Source organism: Nonomuraea antri, from assembly GCF_013283785.1.
GTDB classification, from domain to species: domain Bacteria; phylum Actinomycetota; class Actinomycetes; order Streptosporangiales; family Streptosporangiaceae; genus Nonomuraea; species Nonomuraea antri.
The window spans coordinates 12,083-34,311 of record NZ_JABCPZ010000042.1 but is presented as its reverse complement, the minus strand read 5'-3'; the positions used below and the strand labels follow the sequence as shown (position 1 = coordinate 34,311).

General features: G+C 71.5%; 23 protein-coding genes. 15 read left to right on the top strand and 8 right to left on the bottom strand.

Annotated features, from left to right (window positions below; translation table 11 throughout):
• Positions 1–74 precede the first annotated feature (74 nt).
• Positions 75–482, top strand: coding sequence for an alternative ribosome rescue aminoacyl-tRNA hydrolase ArfB (arfB, locus tag HII36_RS16615; RefSeq protein WP_173524089.1), 408 nt, complete (start codon positions 75–77; stop codon positions 480–482).
• A gap of 62 nt (positions 483–544) precedes the next feature.
• Here the strand turns inward: arfB and HII36_RS16610 are convergent, their stop codons facing one another.
• The 5 genes from HII36_RS16610 to HII36_RS16590 form a co-directional block, all read right to left on the bottom strand.
• Positions 545–1,081 carry an NADPH-dependent FMN reductase gene (locus tag HII36_RS16610; protein ID WP_173524088.1) on the bottom strand — a complete coding sequence of 179 codons (537 nt, stop codon included), beginning with the start codon at positions 1,079–1,081 and terminating at the stop codon, positions 545–547.
• 115 nt (positions 1,082–1,196) lie between these two features.
• A complete protein-coding gene (locus HII36_RS16605; protein ID WP_173524087.1) occupies positions 1,197–3,155 on the bottom strand; it encodes an ABC1 kinase family protein in 1,959 nt (652 codons plus the stop codon).
• Positions 3,156–3,211: 56 nt separating this feature from the next.
• Positions 3,212–4,141, bottom strand: coding sequence for an acyl-ACP desaturase (locus HII36_RS16600; protein ID WP_173524086.1), 930 nt, complete (start codon positions 4,139–4,141; stop codon positions 3,212–3,214).
• A 98-nt stretch (positions 4,142–4,239) separates the two neighbouring features.
• Positions 4,240–4,863: a DinB family protein gene (locus HII36_RS16595; protein ID WP_236003567.1), complete on the bottom strand. Its 624-nt coding sequence runs from the start codon at positions 4,861–4,863 to the stop codon at positions 4,240–4,242.
• A 42-nt stretch (positions 4,864–4,905) separates the two neighbouring features.
• Positions 4,906–5,685: an HAD-IIA family hydrolase gene (locus tag HII36_RS16590; RefSeq protein WP_173524085.1), complete on the bottom strand. Its 780-nt coding sequence runs from the start codon at positions 5,683–5,685 to the stop codon at positions 4,906–4,908.
• A gap of 104 nt (positions 5,686–5,789) precedes the next feature.
• Here HII36_RS16590 and HII36_RS16585 point away from each other — a divergent pair, with 104 nt between their 5' ends.
• The 8 genes from HII36_RS16585 to HII36_RS16550 all read left to right on the top strand — a co-directional run bounded on the left by HII36_RS16585 (position 5,790) and on the right by HII36_RS16550 (position 14,767).
• Positions 5,790–7,013: a M20 metallopeptidase family protein gene (locus tag HII36_RS16585; protein ID WP_173524084.1), complete on the top strand. Its 1,224-nt coding sequence runs from the start codon at positions 5,790–5,792 to the stop codon at positions 7,011–7,013.
• Positions 7,010–7,975, top strand: a complete 966-nt coding sequence (locus HII36_RS16580; protein ID WP_407940800.1) for a zinc-binding alcohol dehydrogenase family protein — start codon at positions 7,010–7,012, stop codon at positions 7,973–7,975. Before HII36_RS16585 ends, HII36_RS16580 begins: the two co-directional genes overlap by 4 nt.
• Before the next feature lie 162 nt (positions 7,976–8,137).
• Positions 8,138–9,970 carry an ABC transporter substrate-binding protein gene (locus HII36_RS16575; protein WP_173524083.1) on the top strand — a complete coding sequence of 611 codons (1,833 nt, stop codon included), beginning with the start codon at positions 8,138–8,140 and terminating at the stop codon, positions 9,968–9,970.
• Positions 9,971–9,974: 4 nt separating this feature from the next.
• Positions 9,975–10,982, top strand: coding sequence for an ABC transporter permease (locus HII36_RS16570; protein ID WP_173524082.1), 1,008 nt, complete (start codon positions 9,975–9,977; stop codon positions 10,980–10,982).
• Positions 10,979–11,884: an ABC transporter permease gene (locus HII36_RS16565; RefSeq protein ID WP_173524081.1), complete on the top strand. Its 906-nt coding sequence runs from the start codon at positions 10,979–10,981 to the stop codon at positions 11,882–11,884. Before HII36_RS16570 ends, HII36_RS16565 begins: the two co-directional genes overlap by 4 nt.
• Before the next feature lie 2 nt (positions 11,885–11,886).
• A complete protein-coding gene (locus HII36_RS16560) occupies positions 11,887–12,873 on the top strand; it encodes an ABC transporter ATP-binding protein (RefSeq protein ID WP_328807741.1) in 987 nt (328 codons plus the stop codon).
• Entirely contained in the window at positions 12,870–13,880 is a 1,011-nt protein-coding gene (locus HII36_RS16555) for an ABC transporter ATP-binding protein (RefSeq protein WP_173524080.1), read from the top strand. The genes HII36_RS16560 and HII36_RS16555 overlap by 4 nt, the downstream gene beginning before the upstream one ends.
• Before the next feature lie 5 nt (positions 13,881–13,885).
• Positions 13,886–14,767, top strand: coding sequence for a GNAT family N-acetyltransferase (locus HII36_RS16550; protein WP_173524079.1), 882 nt, complete (start codon positions 13,886–13,888; stop codon positions 14,765–14,767).
• Here the strand turns inward: HII36_RS16550 and HII36_RS16545 are convergent.
• Positions 14,746–15,876, bottom strand: coding sequence for an exo-beta-N-acetylmuramidase NamZ family protein (locus tag HII36_RS16545; RefSeq protein WP_173524078.1), 1,131 nt, complete (start codon positions 15,874–15,876; stop codon positions 14,746–14,748). The genes HII36_RS16550 and HII36_RS16545 overlap by 22 nt on opposite strands.
• Positions 15,877–15,934: 58 nt before the next feature.
• On the opposite strand from HII36_RS16545, the gene murQ reads away from it, so the two are divergent.
• From murQ to HII36_RS16530, 3 genes are read left to right on the top strand one after another with little or no spacing between them, the layout of a single operon-like run.
• On the top strand, positions 15,935–16,834 hold the full coding sequence (murQ, locus tag HII36_RS16540; RefSeq protein WP_173524077.1) for an N-acetylmuramic acid 6-phosphate etherase: 900 nt from the start codon (positions 15,935–15,937) through the stop codon (positions 16,832–16,834).
• Positions 16,835–16,857: 23 nt separating this feature from the next.
• Positions 16,858–17,910, top strand: a complete 1,053-nt coding sequence (locus HII36_RS16535) for a serine hydrolase domain-containing protein (protein ID WP_173524076.1) — start codon at positions 16,858–16,860, stop codon at positions 17,908–17,910.
• Positions 17,911–17,929: 19 nt separating this feature from the next.
• On the top strand, positions 17,930–18,322 hold the full coding sequence (locus HII36_RS16530) for a VOC family protein (protein WP_173524075.1): 393 nt from the start codon (positions 17,930–17,932) through the stop codon (positions 18,320–18,322).
• Positions 18,323–18,337: 15 nt separating this feature from the next.
• Here the strand turns inward: HII36_RS16530 and HII36_RS16525 are convergent, their stop codons facing one another.
• The gene (locus HII36_RS16525; RefSeq protein ID WP_173524074.1) at positions 18,338–19,234 is read right to left on the bottom strand and encodes a TIGR03619 family F420-dependent LLM class oxidoreductase; all 897 of its coding nucleotides are present in this window, start codon (positions 19,232–19,234) and stop codon (positions 18,338–18,340) included.
• A 107-nt stretch (positions 19,235–19,341) separates the two neighbouring features.
• Between HII36_RS16525 and HII36_RS16520 the strand changes: the two genes are divergently transcribed.
• The 3 genes from HII36_RS16520 to HII36_RS16510 are packed head-to-tail and all read left to right on the top strand — an operon-like array spanning position 19,342 to position 21,103.
• Complete coding sequence (locus HII36_RS16520) at positions 19,342–19,863, top strand: RICIN domain-containing protein (protein WP_173524073.1); 522 nt, start codon at positions 19,342–19,344, stop codon at positions 19,861–19,863.
• A gap of 57 nt (positions 19,864–19,920) precedes the next feature.
• On the top strand, positions 19,921–20,778 hold the full coding sequence (locus HII36_RS16515) for a phosphotransferase (RefSeq protein ID WP_173524072.1): 858 nt from the start codon (positions 19,921–19,923) through the stop codon (positions 20,776–20,778).
• Positions 20,779–20,833: 55 nt separating this feature from the next.
• On the top strand, positions 20,834–21,103 hold the full coding sequence (locus HII36_RS16510) for a TFIIB-type zinc ribbon-containing protein (RefSeq protein ID WP_173524071.1): 270 nt from the start codon (positions 20,834–20,836) through the stop codon (positions 21,101–21,103).
• A 63-nt stretch (positions 21,104–21,166) separates the two neighbouring features.
• Here HII36_RS16510 and HII36_RS16505 read toward each other — a convergent pair whose 3' ends face one another.
• Positions 21,167–22,201 (bottom strand): hypothetical protein, encoded by a 1,035-nt coding sequence (locus HII36_RS16505; RefSeq protein WP_173524070.1) that lies wholly within the window; start codon positions 22,199–22,201, stop codon positions 21,167–21,169.
• Positions 22,202–22,229: the final 28 nt, after the last annotated feature.

Here is a 22,229-nt window from a genome sequence, read left to right as displayed (position 1 = left end):
GCGCGCGGTATATCCCGGCCAGATACGGTGACACTCCCCGAAGAACGCCATCACGCAGGACAGGAGCGCCCGCCATGCCAGGCCCGCTGGTCGTCAACGACTCGGTCGTCATCCCGGAGACCGAGCTCGCCTGGCGGTTCTCGCGCTCGTCCGGGCCCGGTGGCCAGGGGGTCAACACCACCGACAGCCGGGTGGAGCTGACGTTCGACGTCGAGTCGAGCACGGCGCTGCCGCCGGCGTTGAAGGCCAGGGCGCTGGAGCGGCTCGACGGCCCGACGATCACCATCGCCGCCTCGGAGTACCGCTCGCAGCTGCGTAACCGGGAGGCCGCCGAGCACCGGCTGGCGCAGCGCATCAGGGAGGCCATCGCGCCGCCGCCCAAGCGCCGCCGGCCGACCAAGCCGGGGCGCGGCGCCGTGGAGCGGCGGATCGCCGCCAAGAAGCACCGCTCCGACGTCAAACGGCTGCGCCGCGACCCCTGAGAAGAACGTCTCAGAAGACCGGCTGAGAAGAACGTCTCAGGAGGCCGGCTGAGAAGAATGCCTCAGGAGATCGACAGGGCGGGTTCCCTGATCGGGGCCGGGCACAGCTCGCCGATCACCCGCCGCACCTGCGCGCGCAGGTCGGCCGCAGTCAGCCGGCCCTCGTCGTCGAAGTGCGGGCAGGCCGGCGAGACCACCAGCTCGGCCCCCATCACCACGGCCCCCATCCCCTGCAGCTGCTTGTACAGCTCCGCCTGCGCCCACATCGCGCCGCACGCGCGGGCGCTGGCGCTCATGACGGCCACCCGCTTGCCGTCCAGCCACTTGCCCGTCGCCATCCACCGCAGCGCGTGCAGCAGCTCGGCGGGCAGCAGGCTGTGCTCGGGCGCGGTCAGCAGCACCGCGTCGGACGAGGCGAGCAGCCGCAGCAGCCGGCGCACCGGCCCAGGCGGGGGCCCGGCGGCGTACGGCGGCACCTCGTCCAGGCCCTGCCACGTCTCGAACTCGACGTCTTCCGGCAGCTCACCGGCTGCCGCCTCCAGCAGCCTGTAGATGAACGACTCCGCGTGGAGGCTGGCGGCAATCCCGGTGACTTTCACCCTTACTCCCCAAGGGTCGTGGTGTTAGTCGGAAACTGCCCGATGCCGGGGATGTCCAAGACCATCCCCCGGTCAAAAGCGAGCACGAGCTTGGCCGGGGGACGAATGCGATGCCCTAGAGGCGGGCATCCTCCCGCTCGCGCGGCCGCCGGAAGATCATGACGAGCACGCGCAGCACCAGAATGGCCGCGATCACCAGCAGGTTGTAGCCGATGAGCTGGAACAACGTGGTCTTGCCGAGCACGATCGGGCCGCCGTCGACGCCGAGCAGGATGACGGCCATGAGCCCGGCCGTGGCGCCGAGCACGGTGAGCTGCACCTGATGCAGCAGCCCGGTCACGTAGCGGCGGTCACGGTCGTCGGCGAGCAGGCGCACGTTCATGCTGAACCGGCCGTGCTCGGCGGCGCTGGCGATGCGTTCCACCCGGCGCGGCAGGCGGCGCAGCATGGGCAGCAGCGCCGCGAGCTCCTGCGTGACGGTCTCCTTGACGGTGCCCGCGTCGACCTGCTCGGCCAGGTAGCGCCCGGCGAACGAGCGGGCCTCGCCGATCAGGTTGAAGCCGGGCGAGAGCCGCACCAGCGTGCCCTCCAGCGTGGCCAGCGCCCGGAAGACGGCGGCCACCTCGGGCGGGATGGACAGCCCGTGCATCGAGACGATCTTGAACAGGTCGGTGAACATCTGCACGCTGTTCATGCCCGGCGCCAGGTGCTTGGCCATGAACTGGCCGAGCGCCCGCTCCAGACCCGCCTCGTCGATCTCCTCCGGCCTGGGCACGACCTCCAGCAGCGCGTCGGTGACGCCAAGGGGGTCCTGCCGGTTCATGGCCAGCAGGAAGCGCTGCAGCGCCGAGCGGACGGAGGCGTCCAGGCGGCCGACCGAGCCGAAGTCGAGCAGGCCGAGCGTGCCGTCGCCGAGCAGCATGAGGTTGCCCGGGTGCGGGTCGGCGTGGAAGACGCCTTCGACCAGGATCTGCCTGAGCAGGCAGTCGAGCAGGTCGCGGGCCAGGTCCGGGCCCTGGTCGCGGGTGGCGGTGGTGACCGGTTTGCCGTCCAGGCGCTGCATGACGAGCACGCGCTCGGTGCACATCGCGGCGACCGGCGCGGGGTAGGTGACCTGGCCGCCGTTGGAGGCGGCGACGGCGGCCATGTTGGCGGCCTCGATGCGGAAGTCGAGTTCTTCCCCGATGGCCACGGCGAAGCCTTCGGCCAGGTCGCGCAGGCCGAGGGCGCGGCCCCAGCGGGTCCTGGACTCCAGGGTGCCGGCCAGCCTGCGGACGATGTCGAGGTCCTTGGCCACCACGCGGCCGATGCCGGGCCGCTGGATCTTCACCACCACGCGCTCGCCGCCGTGCAGCCGGGCGGCGTGCGCCTGGGCGATGGAGGCGGCGGCCAGCGGCGTCCGGTCGAACTCGGCGAACACCTGCTCGACCGGGCCGCCCAGCTCGGCGGCGAGCACCGGCTCGATCAGCTCCCAGGGCGCGGGTGCGACGTGGTCCTGCAGCCTGGCCAGCTCGTCGATGAACTCGGCGGGCAGCAGGTCGCGCCGGGTGGAGAGCACCTGGCCGAGCTTGACGAACGTGACGCCGCCGTCGTCCAGGGCCTCGCGCAGGGACCGGGCCAGCCGCACCTTGCCCGAGCGGTCCTCGAGCCTGTCGCCCCGGCCGCGCAGGTACGGGCCGAGCCCGTGCCTGATGGCGATCCTGGTGATCTGGGAGTAGCGCCGGCCTCTGGACAGGCGGCCGCGCAGCGAGCGGACGGCCTCCAGCGGCCCGGGGATCGTGCCCGGCGGGACCAGCGCCTCGGCCAGCACCAGGATCACCATGGGGATCAGCACGACGCACATGATCATCAGGAAGAGGATCCACATGGCGCCGATGCCGGGGTCCTTCTCGTCCTTGAAGATGTCGAGTATCGGCGACAGCAGCGGCCCGGCCAGTGTGAAGGCGAGCAGGGCGGCCAGGAACGTGCGGACGACGCCCAGCCTGGTCCCGAGTAAGCGCTGCGCCGCCGCCGCGAGGACCAGGACCAGGACCAGCCCGGTGCTCGAGATGGCCAGCGTGACGGGGAAGTCCATGGGGACAGATCATCCCATAGCGGGAGACTGCCCCCTTGTCGTCGCTGAGGGCGCCCTCAGGCGCGGGCGGCGGCGCGGGCGCGGCGCTCGTCGCGGCGCTCGACGAACCTGGCGGCCGTGGTCTCGGTCTTGGCCAGGAACTCCGCCAGCTCCTCGCGGGCCGCCTCGCCGCTCGCGTCGAGCCCGGTCTTGTCGAACACGGCCCACTGGCGCAGCACCGGCATGAGCACGTCGTCGAGGTGCAGGCGCAGGTCGTAGATGCCCTCGTTGGCGATGATCATCGCCTTGCGCGCGAAGCCCTCGATGTTGGAGCCGGGCATCTGGAAGGTGGTGACGACGTCGGTGATGGCGCGCATGGTCTGGTTCGGGTCCAGCTCGAAGGCGGACTTGAGCAGGTTGCGGTAGAAGAGCATGTGCAGGTTCTCGTCCGCGGCGATCCTGGCCAGCAGCCGCTCGCAGCCCTCGTCGCCGGAGGCCCTGCCGGTGTTGCGGTGCGCGATGCGGGTGGCCAGCTCCTGGAAGGAGACGTAGGCGAGCTGCTGCAGCATCGTGCCGTACTCGGTGACGAAGCCGCTCTCCATGTGCCGCATGCGGGCACGTTCCAAGGCGACGGGGTCGACCGCGCGGGTGACGGTCAGGTAGTCGCGCAGCGCCGTGCCGTGGCGGTCCTCCTCGGCGGTCCAGCGGTGCACCCAGGTGCCCCACGCGCCGTCACGGCCGAACGTGGTGGCGATCTCGTGGTGGTAGCTGGGCAGGTTGTCCTCGGTGAGAAGGTTGACGATGAGGGAGATCCGGGCCGGCTCGGGGATCTTGGAGTCGCCCTCCTGCCACGCCTGGCCCCCGTAGACGCCGTCGAAGTCGCGGCCTTCGCTCCACGGGACGTACTCGTGCGGGAACCACTCTTTGGCCATCTGGTGGTGACGGTCGAGTTCCCCGGCCACGACCGGCTCGAGCTCGTGCAGCAGTTCCGTCTGAGTCATCGCCATAAAAGATCTTCTCCTTCAGGTTACGGCACCGTAGGTTAGGCTACCCGAAGGTCACGGCGTTCCAAGAGCGTGGTGACCAGCACCACACGCCCGGGCGCTCAGCGGCGGTCCTCGATCTCCCACAGGTGGTCGAGCACGTGCCAGACGGTGCGGCGCAGCGCGTAGCGGGGCGGCCAGCGGGTGGTCGCGGGCGGCTGCCAGGGCCGCGACAGCGCCTCGGCCAGTTCCTCGCGCATGGCGTCGCGATCGGCCACCGACTTGAACGGCTTGTGCCTGACGCCGGCCTCGCGGGCGTAGGCGCGCTCGGCGTCGGTCACGTGGGCGACCATCTTGGTCAGGTCGCGCCCGCCGCCGCGCGGCCCCTTGGCCAGCTCCTCCGGAGACTCGGCGGCGACCTCGTCGAACATGGCCCAGGCCGCGCGCAGGATGCGTACCTGACGCGCGGCCTCCGGCCCGGGCAGCGGCTCGTCGTCGAGGCCGGGCAGCGCGTACGGCACGCCGAAGTCGGTGGTCGGGCTGCCGGGGATCCGGGCGACCACCTCCGGGTCGCCAGGCTCGAACGACAGCCCGGCCCGCTCGGCCACCCGCCGGTAGCGCGGCACGTACGTCATGAGCCGGTCGAGCGCCGCCTCCTCGCCCTTGCCGATCCGGCACCAGCCGGGCCAGTCGATCGAGCAGGCGAAGACCTTCTTGGGGCCGAGTTCCAGGTAGACACGGTTCATACCGGCCAGCGTGCCACCCGTACCTGTCAGGACGCGTCAGGTTCAGATCATGTCGATGAGATCGGCCACCGAGTCGACCACCAGCGACGGCCGGTAGGGGAACCGGTCGATCTGGTCGCGCTGGGTGACGCCGGTGAGCACCAGGATCGTGAACAGCCCGGCCTCCATGCCGGAGACGATGTCGGTGTCCATCCGGTCGCCGATCATCGCGGTGGTCTCGCTGTGGCCCTCGATGGCGTTCAGCGCGCTGCGCATCATGCGCGGGTTGGGCTTGCCGACGAAGTACGGCTCGACGCCGGTGGCCTTGGTGATCATGGCCGCGACCGCGCCGCAGGCGGGCAGCGAGCCCTCGGTGGACGGGCCGATCGGGTCGGGGTTGGTGGCGATGAACCTGGCGCCCGCCTCGACCAGCCGGATGGCCCGGGTGATCTGGGTGAAGCTGTAGGTGCGCGTCTCGCCGAGCACCACGTAGTCGGGGTCGAGGTCGGTCAGGATGTAGCCGACCTCGTGCAGGGCCGTGGTCAGCCCGGCCTCGCCGATGACGTACGCCGACCCGCCCGGCCGCTGGTCGTCCAGGAACTGGGCGGTGGCCAGGGCGGAGGTCCAGATGGACTCCGCGGGCACGTCGAGTCCGGCGCCGCTGAGACGCACCGACAGGTCGCGCTGGGTGTAGATCGAGTTGTTGGTCAGGACCCTGAATCGTTTGCCCGATTCGTCGAGCCGCTTGATGAATTCGTCCGCACCGGGGATCGGCCGTCCCTCGTGGACGAGGACGCCGTCCATGTCGGACAACCAGGAGTCGATCCGCTTACGCTGAGTCACCCGGCCATCGTAGCGAGCGCCGCCCGGCGGCCCGGCGGCCGGGAGGCGTCAAGACCTGCGTGGCAGCGCTGGACGCGGCGTCCCGGACCTGAACAATGTTCTTCATGTCGTTCACTGAAGCCGCGCTGGACATGCGGGACGAACTCGTCGAACTGCGCCACTCGCTGCACACCACGCCAGAGGTCGGCCTGCATCTGCCGCGCACGCAGGAGAAGGTGCTCTCGGCGCTGTCCGGGCTGCCGCTGGAGATCACCACGGGCACGACGCTGAGCTCGGTCACCGCGGTGCTCAGGGGCGGGCGTCCCGGCCCATCGGTGCTGCTGCGCGGGGACATGGACGCGCTGCCGGTGACCGAGCGCAACGACCTGCCGTACCGGTCGCAGCTGCCCGGTCAGATGCACGCGTGCGGGCACGACCTGCACACCGCCATGCTGGCCGGGGCGGCGCACCTGCTCACCGCGCGGCGCGACGAGCTGGCCGGTGACGTGATCTTCATGTTCCAGCCGGGAGAGGAGGGCGAGGAAGGCGCCAAGCACATGATCGGCGAGGGCGTGCTCGACGCGGCGGGCCCGCGCCCGATCGCCGCCTACGGCATGCACGTGATCTCCTCGTTCCTGCCGCGCGGGCTGTTCGCCTCGCGCCCGGGACCGATCATGGCCGCCGCGGACGTGTTCTGCGTGACGGTGAAGGGCCGCGGCGGCCACGGGTCGAGCCCGCACCGGGCGCTCGACCCGATCCAGGCCGGCTGCGAGATGGTCACCGCCATGCAGACGATGGTGACCAGGACGTTCGACGTCTTCGACCCGGTCGTGGTGACCGTGGGCACCTTCCACGGCGGCTCGGCCGACAACGTGATCCCGGACGAGGCGCGTTTCGAGGCCACCGTGCGCACCTTCAGCAAGGAGAACCGGGTGCTGGTCAAGCGCCGCCTGGTGGAGCTGGTACAGGGCATCGCGGCCGCGCACGGGATGTCGGTGGAGACCGAGTTCGGCATGGGCTACCCGGTGACCGTGAACGACCCGGTCGAGTCGGAGTTCGCGGGCACGACGGCCGACGAGCTGTTCGGCCCCGGCCGGTTCTTCGTGGCGCCGCAGCCGGTGATGGGGTCGGAGGACTTCTCGTACGTGCTGGAGCAGGTGCCGGGGGCGTTCGTCTTCCTGGGGGCGTGCCCGCCGGATCGCGACCCGGCGACCGCGCCGTACAACCATTCGCCTGAGGCGCAGTTCGACGACTCGGTGCTGCCCGACGGCGCCGCACTGTACGCCTCGCTGGCCCACGCCAGGCTCGCCGCGCACGCCGCCACCGCCCCGGCGGAAGCCGGCGCATGAGCATGCGGGCCTGGGTGGTGGACCGGCCAGGACCCATCGGCGGCGGGCCGCTGGTCCCGGTGGAACGGCCGGTGCCGGCGCCCGGGCCCGGTGAGGTGCTGGTGCGGGTGGAGGCGTGCGGGGTGTGCCGCACCGACCTGCACCTGGCCGAGGGCGACCTGCCGCCCAGGCGGCCGCGCGTATCCCCCGGTCACCAGGCCGTCGGGCGCACCCCCGACGGCCGCCGGGTCGGCGTGGCCTGGCTGCGCTCGACCTGCGGCCGCTGCGCGTACTGCCGGCGCGGCGCGGAGAACCTGTGCCCGGGCTCGGCCTACACCGGCTGGGACGCCGACGGCGGGTTCGCCGAGTACCTGGTGGCGCCCGCGGACTACGTCTACCCGCTGCCCGGCGACGTGCCCGCCGAGCGGCTGGCGCCGCTGCTGTGCGCCGGGATCGTCGGCTACCGGGCACTGCTGCGCTGCGAGCTGCCCGCGGGCGGGCGGCTGGGTATCTACGGCTTCGGCGCCTCGGCGCACCTGACCGCGCAGGCGGCGCTCGCGCTGGGCGCGACCGTGCACGTGGTGACCAGGTCGCCGGCCGCCCGGCGGCTGGCGCTGGAGCTGGGCGCGGCCTCGGCCGGCGAGCGCCCGCCCGAGCCGCTGGACGCGGCGATCCTGTTCGCCCCGGTGGGCGGCCTGGTGCCGGTCGCGCTGGAGTCCCTGGACCGGGGCGGCACGCTGGCCGTGGCCGGCATCCATCTGAGCGACGTCCCGGCGCTGAACTACGAGCGGCACCTGTTCCAGGAACGCACGCTGCGCAGTGTCACGGCCAACACCCGGGCCGACGGGCGGGCCTATCTGGAGCTGGCGCTGGCCCGTCCGCCGGAGGTGGCGACGGTGCCGTACGCGCTCGGCGACGCCGCCCGCGCCCTGGCCGATCTGGCTACCGGGCAGGTCAGCGGGGCCGCGGTCCTGATCGTGTGACACCCTTCCGCTGATGGCGCTTAGCGTCATCCACCCCGGTCATGAAGGAAAGTTACATTAGCCTCACAACATCTGGAGATTATTGACGCTGATTCGGTGCGATCGTAGGGTCCGGTCATCACTACAGATCCCCAACAGGTCCCACATCCCCCGGAGCGGTACATGAAGCGAGTAGCAGCGGTAGTGGCGTTGCTCGGTCTTGCCACCGCCACCGCAGCGTGCAGCGGTGGCACCCCCAACAAGTCCGGCGGCTCAGGCGGTGGTGGCGGCGGGCTGTTCACCACGGTCGACGTGACGCGTCCCGGCCTCGACGCATCGGCGCCGGCCAACCCGTACAACCCGAAGGGCAACTCGTTCGTCGGCTACAACGCCATGAACATCGCCTACGTGAAGAACCACTTGACCGACCCCAACCAGGCGCTGCCGGGCATCGCGGAGAGCTGGGAGATCGCGCCGGACAACTCGTCCATCACGCTGAAGCTCCAGCCGAACGCCAAGTGGTCCGACGGCAAGCCGGTGACCTCGGAGGACGTCAAGCTCTCCATCGGCATCGCCTACACCCAGGGCAGCACGGCCTTCTCCATCACCCCGGGCGCCGCGGGCGCCGCAGGTGAGGTCACGGTCGTGGACGAGAAGACCCTGAAGATCACCCAGGACATGGCCAACCCGAGCCCCAAGTTCGCCCGTGGCGTGCTCGACACCATCGTCCTGCCCGCGCACATCTGGAACGGCGTGCTGCCGGCCGACTTCTGGGACAAGCTCAAGGCCGCCCGCGGCGAGGGCGCCGAGGCCGAGAAGGTGCGCGAGGAGATCACCGGGCTGGGCGAGAAGGTCATCGCCTTCGCCCCGGCCAAGGACGTCTCCGCCGGCCCGTTCGTGCTGGAGCGGGTCAACCCCGGCGAGGCGCTGCTGAGCAAGAACCCCAACTTCTACAACGCCGCCAACGTGGCGCCGTCGCAGGTGAAGTTCCTCAACTACACCGGCAACGAGCAGATCTGGAACTACCTCACCTCCGGCAAGCTCGACCACTCCGGCTTCGTGGCGGCCCCCACGGACGTCATGAACCGGATCAAGCAGTCGGCCGGCAACGAGGTCATCAAGGGCTACTCGCCGGTCGCGGTGTCGCTGGCGTTCAACCAGTCCAAGAAGCCCTATGACAACGTGCACGTGCGCCGCGGCCTGGCCTACCTGATCAACCGCGAGGAGGTCACCAAGGTCGCCTCCCCCGAGGGCGGCACCGCGGCCGTGACCACCAGCGGCATCCACCAGAAGGCCGCGCCGTCCTGGATCGGCGACACGCTGGGCCAGCTCGAGCCGTACGCGCCCGACGCGGCCAAGGCCGAGGAGGAGTTCAAGAAGGCCGGCCTGCAGAAGAAGGACGGCAAGTGGACCCTGGCCGACGGCACGCCGTGGAAGGTCTCCATGAACGCGCCGTCCGGCTTCACCGACTGGGTCGCCGCGCAGGAGAACATCAAGAGCCAGCTGGTCAAGAACGGTGTCGACGCCGAGGTCGTGACCGTCGCCGACTACCCGCTCTACCTGCAGGAACTGGCGGCCGGCAAGTACGACGCGGGCTTCTGGCTGATCGCGCTCGGCCCGGCGCCGTACGACATCTACCAGCGCCTGTACGGCGCGTCCAACGGCTGGATCAACGTCGCGGGCAAGGTCACGCACGCCGCGCCGGGCAAGTCCGGCAACTGGATGGGCGGCCCCGAGGAGATCGAGGTCGACGGCGCCAAGGTCAACCCCGGTGAGCTCACCGCCAAGCTGAACTCGACCGCGGCCGAGGAGGCCAAGCCGATCATGGTGCAGCTGGCCAAGGCGGCCAACCAGGACCTGCCGGTCATCCAGCTCTGGGACTACGTGAACAACCAGTTCGTCAACAACAGCCGCTTCACCGGCTGGCCGCGCGACGAGGAGATCCTGCGCTCAGGCGGCAAGGTGCAGATCGCCGGCGTGTGGATCCAGCTCGGCATGGTCAAGCCGAAGCAGTAACCACATGACGGTCTTCACCCGGCGACTCGCGGGCCACCTGGCCCGCGGGTTCGTCATGATTCTCATCGTCGCGACGATCACCTTCTTCATCGTCAACAACATCCCCGGCGACCCGCTCGCGGCCAAGTACGAGAAGCTCGTCGAGCAGGGCATGTCGCCGGACGCTGCCGCGCAGGCGGTCAAGGTGCTCTACGGGTTCAAGCCGTCGGGCACCCTCTGGGAGCAGTACCTGGACTACATGAGCGGCCTGGTCACCTTCGACCTGGGCACCTCCACCTCCAGGCCCGGCACCCCGGTGCTGGACGTGCTCGCCGAGAAGACCCGATGGACCGTTCTACCGGTGCTGGCCGGCACGCTGCTCAGCTTCATCGTCGGCATCGTGCTCGGCGTCTACGCGGCCATCAAGCGCACCGGCAAGCTGGGCGACGCGCTGGCGATCTCCGGCTCGCTGCTGCACGGCATCCCGCAGTACGTGCTGGCGATGCTGCTCGTGGTCATCTTCGCCACGCTCATCCCGATCCTGCCCGACAGCGGCCCGGTGGACATCCTGTTCGAGCCCGGGTTCAACGCCGGCTACATCGGCTCGCTCGTCTCGCACGCGGTGCTGCCGGTGGCCACGTACGCGCTGTCGGCCTACGGCGGCTGGATCCTGGCGATGAAGTCGAGCGTGGTCACCGTGCTCGGCGACGACTTCATCCTGGCCGCCGAGCTGCGCGGGATGAAGCGGTCGATCGTGTTCCGCTACATCGCGCGCAACGCGATCCTGCCGCTGTTCACGATCCTCGCGCTGTCGCTGGGCCTGCTGCTCGGCGGCGCGGTCTTCATCGAGAAGATCTTCAACTATCCGGGTCTGGGCCTGCTGCTCATCCAGAGCGTCGAAGACCGCGACTACGCGCTGATGAGCGGCGCGTTCCTGCTCATCACGGTGGCGACCATCCTGGCCAACATCGTGGCCGACCTGTTCTACACCGTGATCGACCCGCGGGTGCGCAGCGGAGAGGAGGCGGCATGAGCGCCACGCTCATCCCCGAGACGGGCTCGGCCGCCGCGGCCATGCGGCGCAACTTCTGGCGCGGCGTCTGGCGCGTGATGAAGCGCAAGCCCAGCAGGATGGCCGGCGTCGTCATCGTCGTCGGCTTCGCCTTCATGGGCGTCTTCGGGCCGATGTTCCTGCCCGAGCACCTGCCTAGCGACGTCAACAAGCTCACCCAGCCGCCGAGCTGGGAGCACTGGTTCGGCACCGACCCGCAGGGCAGGGACGTGCTCGCGCTGGTCATCACCGGCTCGCGCTACGTGCTGCTCAGCGCCGCGGTGACCGCGATCATCACGGTCGTGCTGGGCACCTCGATCGGCCTGTTCTCCGGGTTCAAGCGGGGCCGCTGGGACACCGTGCTCATGCGGGTCACCGACATGAAGCTCACCATCCCCGGCCTGCCGCTGCTGCTGGTGCTGGCCACGGTGTGGAAGTTCGGCAGCCCGATCCAGATGGGCCTGGTGCTCGGCCTGCTCGGCTGGGGCGGCGTGGCCAGGGCGGTGCGCGCGCAGACGCTGTCGCTGCGCGAGCGCGGCTTCATCGAGGCGGCGCGCGGCCTGGGCCTGTCCACGACGCACATCGTGGGCAAGGAGCTGCTGCCGAGCATGGCGCCGTTCATCGCGATGAACATGCTCATCGCGGTCACCGGGGCCGTGTACGCGCAGGTCGGCCTGTTCTTCCTGGGCGTGCTGCCGTACGAGTCGGACAACTGGGGCGTCATGCTCAACCTCGCGGTGTTCCAGGCGGGCGCCATGATCCAGCCGTACGCGCTGGGCTACCTGCTCGCGCCGCTGCTGGCGATCCTGCTGCTCACGCTCGGCATCGTGCTCGTGGTCGACGCCATGGACGAGATCTTCAACCCCCGGCTGCGTGAGGAGTAAGGGTGTCGCAAGAAGCGCCGGGAGTGCGCATCGGCGGCCTCACGGTCGTCTACAAGACGCCGGCGGGCGAGCTGCCCGCCGTGCGCGACGTCTCGCTGACACTGGAGCCCGGCACGATCACCGGCATCGTCGGCGAGTCGGGGTCGGGCAAGTCCACGCTGGCGTTGTCGCTGCTCAACGCGGTGCAGCCGCCGGGCAGGATCTCCGCGGGCAGCGTGGAGATCGACGGGCTCGGCGAGGTGACGGGCTTCCAGGGCGAGCAGCTGCGCAAGGCCAGGGGCCGGCACATCGGCTACGTCTTCCAGGCCGCGCAGAACTCGCTGAACCCGCTCAAGACGGTCGGCAAGCAGCTGCTCGACCTGGGCCGCTCGCACGGCGTGGCGGACCCGCGCGCCCTGATCCGTGAGGCCAGGGACCTGCTCGGCCGGATGGGCCTCGACGGCGCGCGCGTGCTCGACTCGCACCAGCACGAGCTGTCCGGCGGCATGCGCCAGCGCGTGGGCATCATGCTGGCGCTCGTGCTCAACGCGCACCTGGTGGTGCTCGACGAGCCGACCACCGCGTTGGACATGATCACGCAGTCGAATATCCTGAAGATCATTCGTGAGGTGCACGAGGAACGCGGCCTCACGACGCTCGTCATCACGCACGACATCGGCGTGGTGGCCGAGGTCGCCGACAGGCTCGCGGTCATGTACGGCGGGCGGCTCGTGGAACAGGGCCCGACCAGGGAAGTGCTCGGCTCGCCCCGGCACCCCTACACCAAGGGCCTGATCAGGGCCATCCCCCGGCTCGTCGGCGACATCGACGAGGCCCAGGCGCTGCCCGGGCGACCGCCGACGCTGGCGACCGTGCCTAAGGAGGGCTGCGTGTTCAGGGAGCGGTGCGCCGCGCGCATGGACGTCTGCGACACCGTCGACCCGCAGGCCGTCGCCGACGGGCCGAGGATCGTCGCCTGCCATGCGGTGACCGTGAAGGAGCACGCGTGATTACCGGGACCGGGATCGTCAAGACGTTCAAGCAGCGCGGCAGCGTGCTCGGCGGCCGCGAGGTGCGGGCGCTGCGCGGGGTCGACTTCTCGATCCCCAAGGGCGGCGCGGCCTCGTTCATCGGCGAGTCCGGCTGCGGCAAGACCACGCTCGGGCGGATCATCGCCGGGCTGGAGAGCCACGACGAGGGCGAGATCAGCATCGACGGCATCGCCATGTCGTCGCTGAAGCCCAAGCACCGCCAGCCGCACTTCCGCAAGATCCAGATGATCCATCAGGACCCGTACTCGGCGCTCAACCCCACCCGCACCATCCACCAGACCCTGCACGCGCCGCTGAAGCTGCGCGCCAAGCAGACCGGCAGGTCGGGCCAGTGGATCGAGGAGCGGGCTGCCGAGGTGCTGTCGCTGGTCGGCCTCGACCCCGGCACGGTGCTGTCGCGTTACCCGCACCAGCTCTCCGGCGGCATGCGGCAGCGGGTGGTCATCGCCCGCGCGCTGACCGTCGACCCGGAGATGCTGGTGGCCGACGAGGCGGTCTCGATGATCGACGTGTCGCTCCGGCTGGGCATCCTGGCGCTGCTGAAGGACCTGCGTGAGCGGCTCGGCGTGAGCGTGCTGTTCATCACCCACGACGTGGCCACCTCCCGCTACATCGGCGCCGACGGCGAGCTGTACGTCATCTACCGCGGTCAGGTGGTCGAGCGCGGCCCGGTCGACACGGTCATCGCCGACCCGGTGCACCCGTACACGCAGTCGCTGCTGTCGGCCATCCCCGTGCTGCACGGCCTGGAGGAGCCGGGCGAGCAGCCGGTGACGCCGCTGACCTCGCTGGACGACAGCCGTCCCGACACCGGCTGCCTGTTCGCCGGGCGCTGCCCGTTCGAGGGCGAGCGGTGCGCGGCGGAGCGGCCGCTGCTCCAGCTCACCGAGGGGATCCCGCAGGAGCACGCGTGCTTCTACCCCGAGCGCCGCAGCGTGATCGCGCGCCCGGCGAGCGGGGTGTGAGCCGCGTGTCCCACGACGTCGCGGTCACCTCGGATCTCACCGCGGCGGCCGAGGTGGCCAGGGCCGCGCTGACGCTGGACGCCGGGGAGGCGCCCGCGCTGGTGCGCAGGCTCGCCATGCCGCCGGCCGGCCGCCGCTGGACGGCGCTGGCCACCGAGGGCGGGGTCGTCATGGCGTCGGTCTCGGGCCGTGACCCGGAGTCCGGGCACATCGACCTGCTGGCCGTGCATCCGGCGGCGCGGGGGCGCGGGCGGGGCAGGGCGCTGGTGGGCGCGGCCGAGGAGTGGCTGCGCGCGCAGGGCGCGCGTCAGGCGCGCTTCGCCGGGAACCCGCCGTGCTACGCCTGGCCGGGCATCGATGTGCGCTACACCGCCGCCGCGTGCCTGGCCGAGAGCCTCGGCTACGAGCGGTACCACGTGGCCTGGAACATGACCGCGGACCTCGACGCCGACCTGTCCGTCGCCGACGACCTGGCTCGGCTCGACGCGGCCGGGGTGCGCGTGCGCGCGCTCGGCCCGGCGGGCGACGGGGACGACGCCGGGGAGCGGGCGCGCGTGGCCGCGTTCGTCGAACGCGAGTGGAACGACCGGTGGGCCTGGGAGGCGGCCAGTGCCTCCGGGCTGCACTACGCCGAGCGCGACGGCGAGATCCTGGCCTTCGCCGCCTGGGGCGCGCGCCCGCGCTGGTTCGGCCCGATGGGCACCGCCGAGGCGGCCCGCGGCCTGGGCCTGGGCCGGGTGCTGCTGCGCAGGTGCCTGGCCGAGCAGCGGGACTCCGGCCAGGCGAGCGCCCAGATCGGCTGGGTGGGGCCCTTGCGGTTCTACTCGCACGCCGTCGGCGCGCGAGCGGAACGCGTCTTCTGGCTCTACCGGCGCGACCTGGCGTGATGTCCTTCTTCGTAGAGGAGCCCGCCCTGGGGGTGTGCGGGCTCCGGGCAGAGGTCACGGGGGTCCTCGCCCGCCTCCAGGCGCTTGCCGAGCGCGTCGGAGCCCCACAGGTGGTCCAGGAACGGCTCCACCGCGAAGTCGCCGGGGTAGAGCGTCCTGGCCACGTGCAGGATGGACAGGCCGGTCAGCACGGGCCTGAAGGCGGCCGGGTCGTGGACGTGCAGCTGCACCCCGCGTACCGGCAGCCCGGCGTGCTTGTGGAAGGTCGGCGTGAACCAGGTGTCCCTGAACCTGACCCCCGGCAGGCCGAGCGCGGCCAGCGCGGGGGCGAAGGCGTCGTCCGCGTACGGGGCGCCGATCAGCTCGAACGGCCGGGTGGTGCCGCGGCCCTCGGAGAAGTTGGTGCCTTCGAGCAGGCCGGTGCCCGGGTAGACCAGGGCGGTGTCGGGGGTCGGCATGTTGACCGAGGGCATCACCCAGGGCAGCCCGGTCTCGGCGAAGGTCGTCCCGCGCCGCCAGCCCTCCATGGTGACCACCGTCAGGTCCAGGTCGAAGCCGAACAGCCGGGCCAGTTCCCCGGCCGTCCTGCCGTGGCGCAGCGGCAGCGGGAACCTGCCGACGAAGCTGGCGAAGGCCGGGTCGAGCGGCGGGCCCTCCTCGGCCGTCCCGCCGAGCGGGTTGGGCCGGTCGAGCACCACGAACCGCAGCCCCAGCCGGGCCGCGGACGCCATCAGGTCGTACATGGTCCAGACGTAGGTGTAGAAGCGGGCGCCGACGTCGGCCAGGTCGAAGACCAGCGTGTCCACGCCGGAGGCCGACACGACGGCGTCGAGTTCTGGGCCGTCGATCTGGTGGGTGTCGAACAGCGGCAGCCCGGTTCTGGGGTCGGCGGGGTCCTGCTCGCTGTACCCGGCCTGGGCGGTGCCGCGCAGGCCGTGCTCGGGGCCGAACAACGCGGTCAGCGGCACGCCCGCGGCCAGCAGCGCCACGGGGGTAGGGGTCAGGTCGGGCAGGACTCCGGTGGGGTTCGTGATCAGGCCGAGGCGCGTGCCACCCGCGAGTGCGGGATCCGCGGCCAGCCGTTCGGCTCCGGTTCGTACGTAAGGCATGGAACCCATTGTCTGAAAGATATTTACAAGAGAGAAGTAAAGGGTGGAAATTAGCGTCATGATTGATCCGCTCCCCGAGCTGTCCACCGAACAGAGCGATCCCCGCTACAGCCAGATCGACCGGCTGCCGACGGCGCAGATCGCCCGACTGATGAACCAGGCCGACGCGGCCGTGCCCGCCGCCGTCGCGGTGGTCATCCCGGCCATCTCCGACGCCATCGACGCGATCTGCGCGCGCATGGCCCAGGGCGGCCGGCTGCTGTACGTCGGCGCCGGCACCTCGGGACGGCTGGCGGTGCTGGACGCCTCCGAGTGCCCGCCCACCTTCGGCACCGACCCGTCGCTGGTGCAGGGCATCATCGCGGGCGGTCCCGACGCGCTGACCCGCTCCATCGAAGGCGCCGAGGACGACGCCGAGGCCGGGGCCGCGGCCATCAAGGACCTCGACGCCGGTCCGCTGGACTCCGTGGTGGGCGTGTCGGCCAGCGGGCGGGCCCCTTTCGTGCTCGGCGCCCTGGCCGAGGCGTCGGGGCGGGGCGCGCTGACCGTGGGCCTGTCGTGCAACGAGGGCGCGCCGCTGTCGGCCGCCGCCGAGCACGCGATCGAGGTGGTCGTCGGGCCTGAGGTGGTGACCGGCTCGACCAGGCTGAAGGCGGGCACGGCGCAGAAGCTGGTGCTCAACATGATCTCGACGATCACGATGGTCAGGCTCGGCCGCACGTACGGCAACAAGATGATCGAGATGTCGGCGATGAACAGCAAGCTGGCCGGCCGCGCGGTGCGCATGGTCAGCGACATCACCGGCGCCGACCACGACACGGCGGGCGAGGCGCTGGACGCGGCCGGCGGCCAGGCCAAGATCGCGGTTCTGATGATCAGGCACGGGCTGGACGCCGACGGCGCCCGCGCGCTGCTGGAGGAGCACGGCGAGCGGCTCAGCGACGCGCTGAGCGGCTGAGACTGCGAGATCAGGGGGAAGACATGTCGGATCGGCTGGAGGCCGTCCTGGCGGACGCCGTGCCGCGGGTCTGCGCGGCCGCGGTCGCGCTCATCGCCGTGGACGGTTCCGTCGTGGCCGCCGCGGCCACCGGCGAACTGGTCAGGTACGCCGACGCCGAGGGCACGCCGGCCGCCGACCGGCCGCCCGCGCGCCGCGACTCCGTCTTCGACCTGGCCTCGATCAGCAAGCTGTTCACCACGTCGGTGGTGATGTCGCTGGCCGAGCAGGGCAGGCTCGGCCTGGACGAGCCGGTGTCCGGCTGGATCCCCGGCGTCGACGCGCGGATCACGCCGCGCCGCCTGCTCACGCACACGGCGGGCTTCCAGCCCACCCGCCGCATCGACCTGGAGCTGCCCGACGCGGACGCGGCCACGCGCCTGGCCGCCATGCTCGGCACGCCCGTCACGGAGCCGGTGGGCGAGAGGTACCTGTACTCCGACGTCGGGCTGGTGATGGCGGGCCGGCTGGCCGAACTGGCCGGGGGCCTGTCCCTGGACGCGCTGGTACGCGAGCGGGTCACCGGCGTGCTGGGGCTTTCCGACACCGGTTACCGCACGATCGGCGACGCCGCCCCCGCCCAGCGCGTGGCGGCGACCGAGTGGAAGCCGGAACGCGGCGGGGTCGTGCGCGGCGAGGTGCACGACGAGACCGCCTGGGCGCTGGGCGGGGTGGCCGGTCACGCGGGGGTGTTCGCGACCGCCGACGACCTGCTGGCCTTCGGCGAGACGCTGCGGCTGGGCGGCGGCGCGATGCTGCGGCCGGAGTCGGTCGCGGAGATGCTGCGCGACCAGGGGGTGGCGGGCGCGCCCTTCCGCCACGGGCTCGGCGTGCGCATCGGCGACCCGGGCATCGTCGGGCCGCTGACGTCCGCCTGGGGGCATTCGGGGTTCACCGGCACGTCACTGGTGGTCGACCGGGAACGGCGGCTGAGCGTGGTGCTGCTCACCAACGCGGTGCACCCGCTGCGCGGCCGCGACGGGGTCAGGGAGCTGCGGAACGCGGTGGCCGCCGAGGGGCTGCGCCTGGCCGGATGAGGCGGCGTAGCGTGAAGGCATGTCCGTGCAACTGAACCACACCATCGTGGCGGCCACCGACAGGGACGCCACCGCCGACTTCCTGACCGACGTGCTCGGCCTGGCTTCCGCGCAGACGTACGGGCCTTTCAAGGTCGTCACACTGGCCAACGGGGTGTCGCTGGACGTCGTCCAGACCGGCGACGACATCGTGCCGCAGCACTACGCCTTCCTGGTCGGCGACGACGAGTTCGACGCGATCTGGGGGCGGATCAAGAACCGCGGCCTCACGTACTGGGCCGATCCGTTCCACCGGCATCCCGGGCAGATCAACACCAACGACGGAGGCCGCGGCCTCTACTGGGACGGCCCCGACGGGCACAACCTGGAGATCCTGACCGTCCCCTACGGCGGCTGGCCCGAGCGGGCGTAGCGGTTTCGTAGCGGCTCAGGGCGCCAGGGCCTCCAAGGCCTCCTCGGCGCGGCGCATGGCCTCCTTGGCGTCCGCCGTGACGATCTCCTGGTCGAAGTTGAGGTCGTGGAACACCTCGGTCACGCCCTGCGCGGCCAGGTTCGCCACGTCCTGCCTGATCTGCTCAGGCGAGCCGGTGAGCGGCCGCCGGTCGGGGGCGTCGTCGCGGGCGGTGATCCTGGTGACGCCGCGGCAGACGAACCGCAGGCGCCCGGGGTCGCGCCCGGCCTCGCGCGCCGCCTGCTTGATCGTCTCGACCGCCTCGGCGACGGCCGTCAGGTCGTGCCTGCTGGCGCTGATCCAGCCGTCGGCCAGCCGCCCGGCCCGACGCAGCGCGGCCGGCGCGGCCCCGCCGAGCAGGATCGGCGGCGGCCCCGGCTCGGGCTTGGGGTCGACGTGGGCGGGCGCGACCCGGTAGAACTCGCCCCGGTGCTCGACCACGTCGTCCGTCCAGGCCTTGCGCAGCACCTCGACGAACTCCGCTCCCCTGGCCCCGCGCCGCTCGAAGCCGACGCCCGCGGCCTCGAACTCCTCCTCCAGCCAGCCCAGCCCGAGCCCGGCCGTCAGCCGCCCGCCGGACAGCGTCTGGAGCGTGGCGAGCTGCTTGGCCAGCACGACCGGCTGGACGAACGCGTTGATCACGGCCACGCCCAGCCCGATCGAGTCCGTCACCCCCGACAGGTGGCCGAGCGTGATGAGCGGGTCGTGCACGGCCCGGTAGGTCGGCCCCATGGGGTGCCCGACCGGGTAGAGGACCCGCTGGAAGGTCCACAGGTCGTGATAGCCCAGCTCCTCGGCCCTGGCGGCGACGTGACGGAGATTGCCCGGCGTGGCCCACGGCCCTGATTGGGGTACGGCGAAACCGATTCTCATGCCCCCAGTCTGACCGACCCGATCACTTGGCCCCACAGGTGGAACGCCGCGGAACAGCACGGAACGCCTCAGGAGGTAAATCCCCCATCGGAAAAGGGAGACCGTCCGTGAGAACCAATGCGCTGCTCGTCGCGTTCGCGTCCGCCGCCCTGCTCACCGCCGTGGCACCGCCGGCACAGGCACAGGCTCAGGCCGAGACGGGGTTCTTCATGATCCAGAACTTCAGGTCGGCCCTGTGCCTGCAGCCGGAGCGGAACACCCCCGACGACGCCGTCATCGTCCAGCGGACCTGCAACCGCGACGATCCGATGCAGCACTGGGTGCTCATCAAGCTGGACGACAACCACCGCCAGTTCCTCAACCGCGCGACGGCGCGCTGCATGGAGACCAGGACCGGCGCCAAGAACGGCGACCGCATCGACCAGTGGATCTGCAACAACATCTCCAACGAGCGCTGGACCTGGAAGCCCAACTCGGCCGGGTTCGCCTCTCCGATCAGGTCGAACGTCAGCGGGACCAACAGCCACTGCCTCGACGTGCCCGGCGGCCAGGGCACCGAGGGCCTGCCGATGCAGCTCTACGTCTGCAACAGCACCACCGCCCAGGCGTTCTACGTCTTCGAGGTCTGAGACCCGGGGCTGCGCACGGGGGCCTGGACCCCCGGCGCCGCCCCCTAGTCTGTACCGGTGGGTCTGGAATCTGAGCTGGCGGGCGTCGCCGCCGCGTACGGCGGCACGGGCGAGCCCGTCTTACACCCGACGCGTACCGACGTCGTCGTGCTGCGCAGGGGCGAGGTGGTGGTCAAGGCGCACTCCCGCCGTGACGAGCCGGAGGAGTTGCGCCCCCGGGTGCGGGCGGTGGCCTCGGCGGCGCTGAGCGGGCTCATGCTCGCCCCGATCGTCCCCGACGTGCTGACGGTCGCGGGCCGGGCGGTGACGGTGTGGCCGGCGGGCCGGCCGATCTCGCAGGACGACGATCCGGGCCTGGCGCCGTGGGAGGAGGGGGCCAGGCTGCTGGCCAGGCTGCACGCGGTGCCGCTCACGCTGCTGCCGCCGCTGCCGCCCGCCGGTGGTCCGGCGCGGGCGGCCAGGGCGGTGCTGCGCATGCCGGGCGACGGGCCGGTCGAGCAGCTGATCCGGCGCGCGTTCAAGGAGCTGCCCCCGCCGGAGCCGCTGCCCGGCCTGCTCACGCACGGCGACTGGCATCTGGGCCAGCTCGTGCACCGCGACGGCTGGCTGCTCATCGACGTCGACGACCTGGGCGTCGGCGACCCGGCGTGGGATCTGGCCAGGCCGGCCGCCTGGTACGCGGCCGGGCTGCTCGACCCGGAGGTGTGGGAGCGGTTCCTGGGCGCGTACCTGGCCTCGGGCGGGCCGGCGCTGGGCCGGGGCGACGACCCGTGGCGGCGGCTCGACGTGCCGGCCCGGGCGCTCACCGTTCAGCTCGCCGCGGTGGCCGTGCTGAACGCCGATCGCGAGGGCCGGGAACTGGACGAGGTCGAACATTCGTTGGTCGAATCGTGCAACAGAATCGTCAGAGCATGACGGGCTCGCGCACGATAGGTTTGCCTTCAAACGGCGAAGTCAAGGAGTGGGACTAATGCAGTGCCCCAAGTGCCGCGGGAACATGCGGACATACGAGCGCAACGGCGTCCACATCGAGCAGTGTGACAACTGCCGTGGGATCTTCCTGGACTACGGCGAGCTCGAGACGCTGACCCGGATGGAGTCGCAGTGGCACGGCGCCCCGCCGGCCGCCCCCGCCCCGCCCGCCGGTCCCGCGTGGGGCGCGCCCCACGGTGGCCACCACGGCGGCTACGGGCACCACCGTGGTCAGCGCAGCTGGGTGGGAATGCTCTTCTCCACCTGATCGGAACGGGCCGCGTACTCGCCGGTACGCGGCCCTTCGCGGCTCCGCCCGGTCGGCGGGCCGCTAGCTGGGGAACTTCTCCGGGTCCACGTTCGCGGTGCGGGCGTTGCCGCCGGAGATCGAGTGCAGCGTGATCCGCCAGTCGTGCCAGAGGATCTGCGTGGCGGTGTAGGTGGTCTTGAACTTCACCGTCTTCTGGAAGCGCTCGAAGCTGCACTGGCGGGTGAACGCGCGGGTCTTGCCGTCCCAGTCCACGCCGTGCGTGAAGTAGATCTTGTAGCTGCCGTCGCGCACGCCGCGCACCCTGAACTTCGACTTCTTGCGCACGTACACGCTGAAGGCCTTGCTGCCGCCCTTGACGACGGTGACCACCGCGTCGCGCGAGCCGCCGTTGTGGATCTGCAGCGAGCTGCGGCCGTTGAGCGTCGACCTGCGGATGAACGCGCCGTTGCCGAGCCGCCTGGTCTTCTTGCCCGCGGCCTTCACCTCGACGACGTCGGCCGGGTAGTCGCCGGCGCCCTGCAGGCTCTCGCCGGCCTCGTCCAGGGTCTTGAGCTGGTCGCCCAGGTCGCTCAGCACCGCCGACGACGTGCACAGGTCCTGCTCGGCCACCTTGCCCACGGTGGAGCCGAGCTCGGTGGCGAAGGAGCGCAGGCTGGCCACGTACGCGTCGTGCTGCGTCCGCACCTCGACCGGCGGCGCCAGCGCGGCCAGCGCGTCGGCGGCCCCGCTCAGCGCCTCCTCGGCCCGCTCCACGCGCTGGTTCAGCATGCGCACGTTGCGCGCGCCGGCCAGCGCGTTGATCGCGGCCAGCATGGTCTTGTACCGCGTGTCGAGCTCGCCCTTGTACGCCTCGGCGGTCAGGACGCCCGGGTTCGGGCTGCCCGTCGGGGAGACGGCGGGATCGGCGCTCGGGTCGGCGCCCGGGTCGGCACTGGTGTCCGTGCCGGTGCCGGTCTCCGAGCCTTCGCCGCCGGCCGAGCCACGCACGGTCGCCGAGCCGCCGGCCGGCGCGGCCGGGGGCGTGGAGACACTGCACGCGCCCACCGTGAGTACCGACAGGGCGAGAACGCAGGAGAACAACCGGGGGGCAGACACCTGCCACACTATCGCCCGATTGATCCCC

Bases quoted from the DNA above. Each gene is read 5' to 3' on its own strand.
- arfB (WP_173524089.1), top strand. From the start codon at position 75: ATGCCAGGCCCGCTGGTCGTCAACGACTCGGTCGTCATCCCGGAGACC.
- HII36_RS16605 (WP_173524087.1), bottom strand. From the start codon at position 3,155: ATGGACTTCCCCGTCACGCTGGCCATCTCGAGCACCGGGCTGGTCCTG.
- HII36_RS16600 (WP_173524086.1), bottom strand. From the start codon at position 4,141: ATGGCGATGACTCAGACGGAACTGCTGCACGAGCTCGAGCCGGTCGTG.
- HII36_RS16595 (WP_236003567.1), bottom strand. From the start codon at position 4,863: ATGAACCGTGTCTACCTGGAACTCGGCCCCAAGAAGGTCTTCGCCTGC.
- HII36_RS16585 (WP_173524084.1), top strand. From the start codon at position 5,790: ATGTCGTTCACTGAAGCCGCGCTGGACATGCGGGACGAACTCGTCGAA.
- HII36_RS16580 (WP_407940800.1), top strand. From the start codon at position 7,010: ATGAGCATGCGGGCCTGGGTGGTGGACCGGCCAGGACCCATCGGCGGC.
- HII36_RS16575 (WP_173524083.1), top strand. From the start codon at position 8,138: ATGAAGCGAGTAGCAGCGGTAGTGGCGTTGCTCGGTCTTGCCACCGCC.
- HII36_RS16570 (WP_173524082.1), top strand. From the start codon at position 9,975: ATGACGGTCTTCACCCGGCGACTCGCGGGCCACCTGGCCCGCGGGTTC.
- HII36_RS16565 (WP_173524081.1), top strand. From the start codon at position 10,979: ATGAGCGCCACGCTCATCCCCGAGACGGGCTCGGCCGCCGCGGCCATG.
- HII36_RS16545 (WP_173524078.1), bottom strand. From the start codon at position 15,876: ATGCCTTACGTACGAACCGGAGCCGAACGGCTGGCCGCGGATCCCGCA.
- murQ (WP_173524077.1), top strand. From the start codon at position 15,935: ATGATTGATCCGCTCCCCGAGCTGTCCACCGAACAGAGCGATCCCCGC.
- HII36_RS16535 (WP_173524076.1), top strand. From the start codon at position 16,858: ATGTCGGATCGGCTGGAGGCCGTCCTGGCGGACGCCGTGCCGCGGGTC.
- HII36_RS16530 (WP_173524075.1), top strand. From the start codon at position 17,930: ATGTCCGTGCAACTGAACCACACCATCGTGGCGGCCACCGACAGGGAC.
- HII36_RS16525 (WP_173524074.1), bottom strand. From the start codon at position 19,234: ATGAGAATCGGTTTCGCCGTACCCCAATCAGGGCCGTGGGCCACGCCG.
- HII36_RS16510 (WP_173524071.1), top strand. From the start codon at position 20,834: ATGCAGTGCCCCAAGTGCCGCGGGAACATGCGGACATACGAGCGCAAC.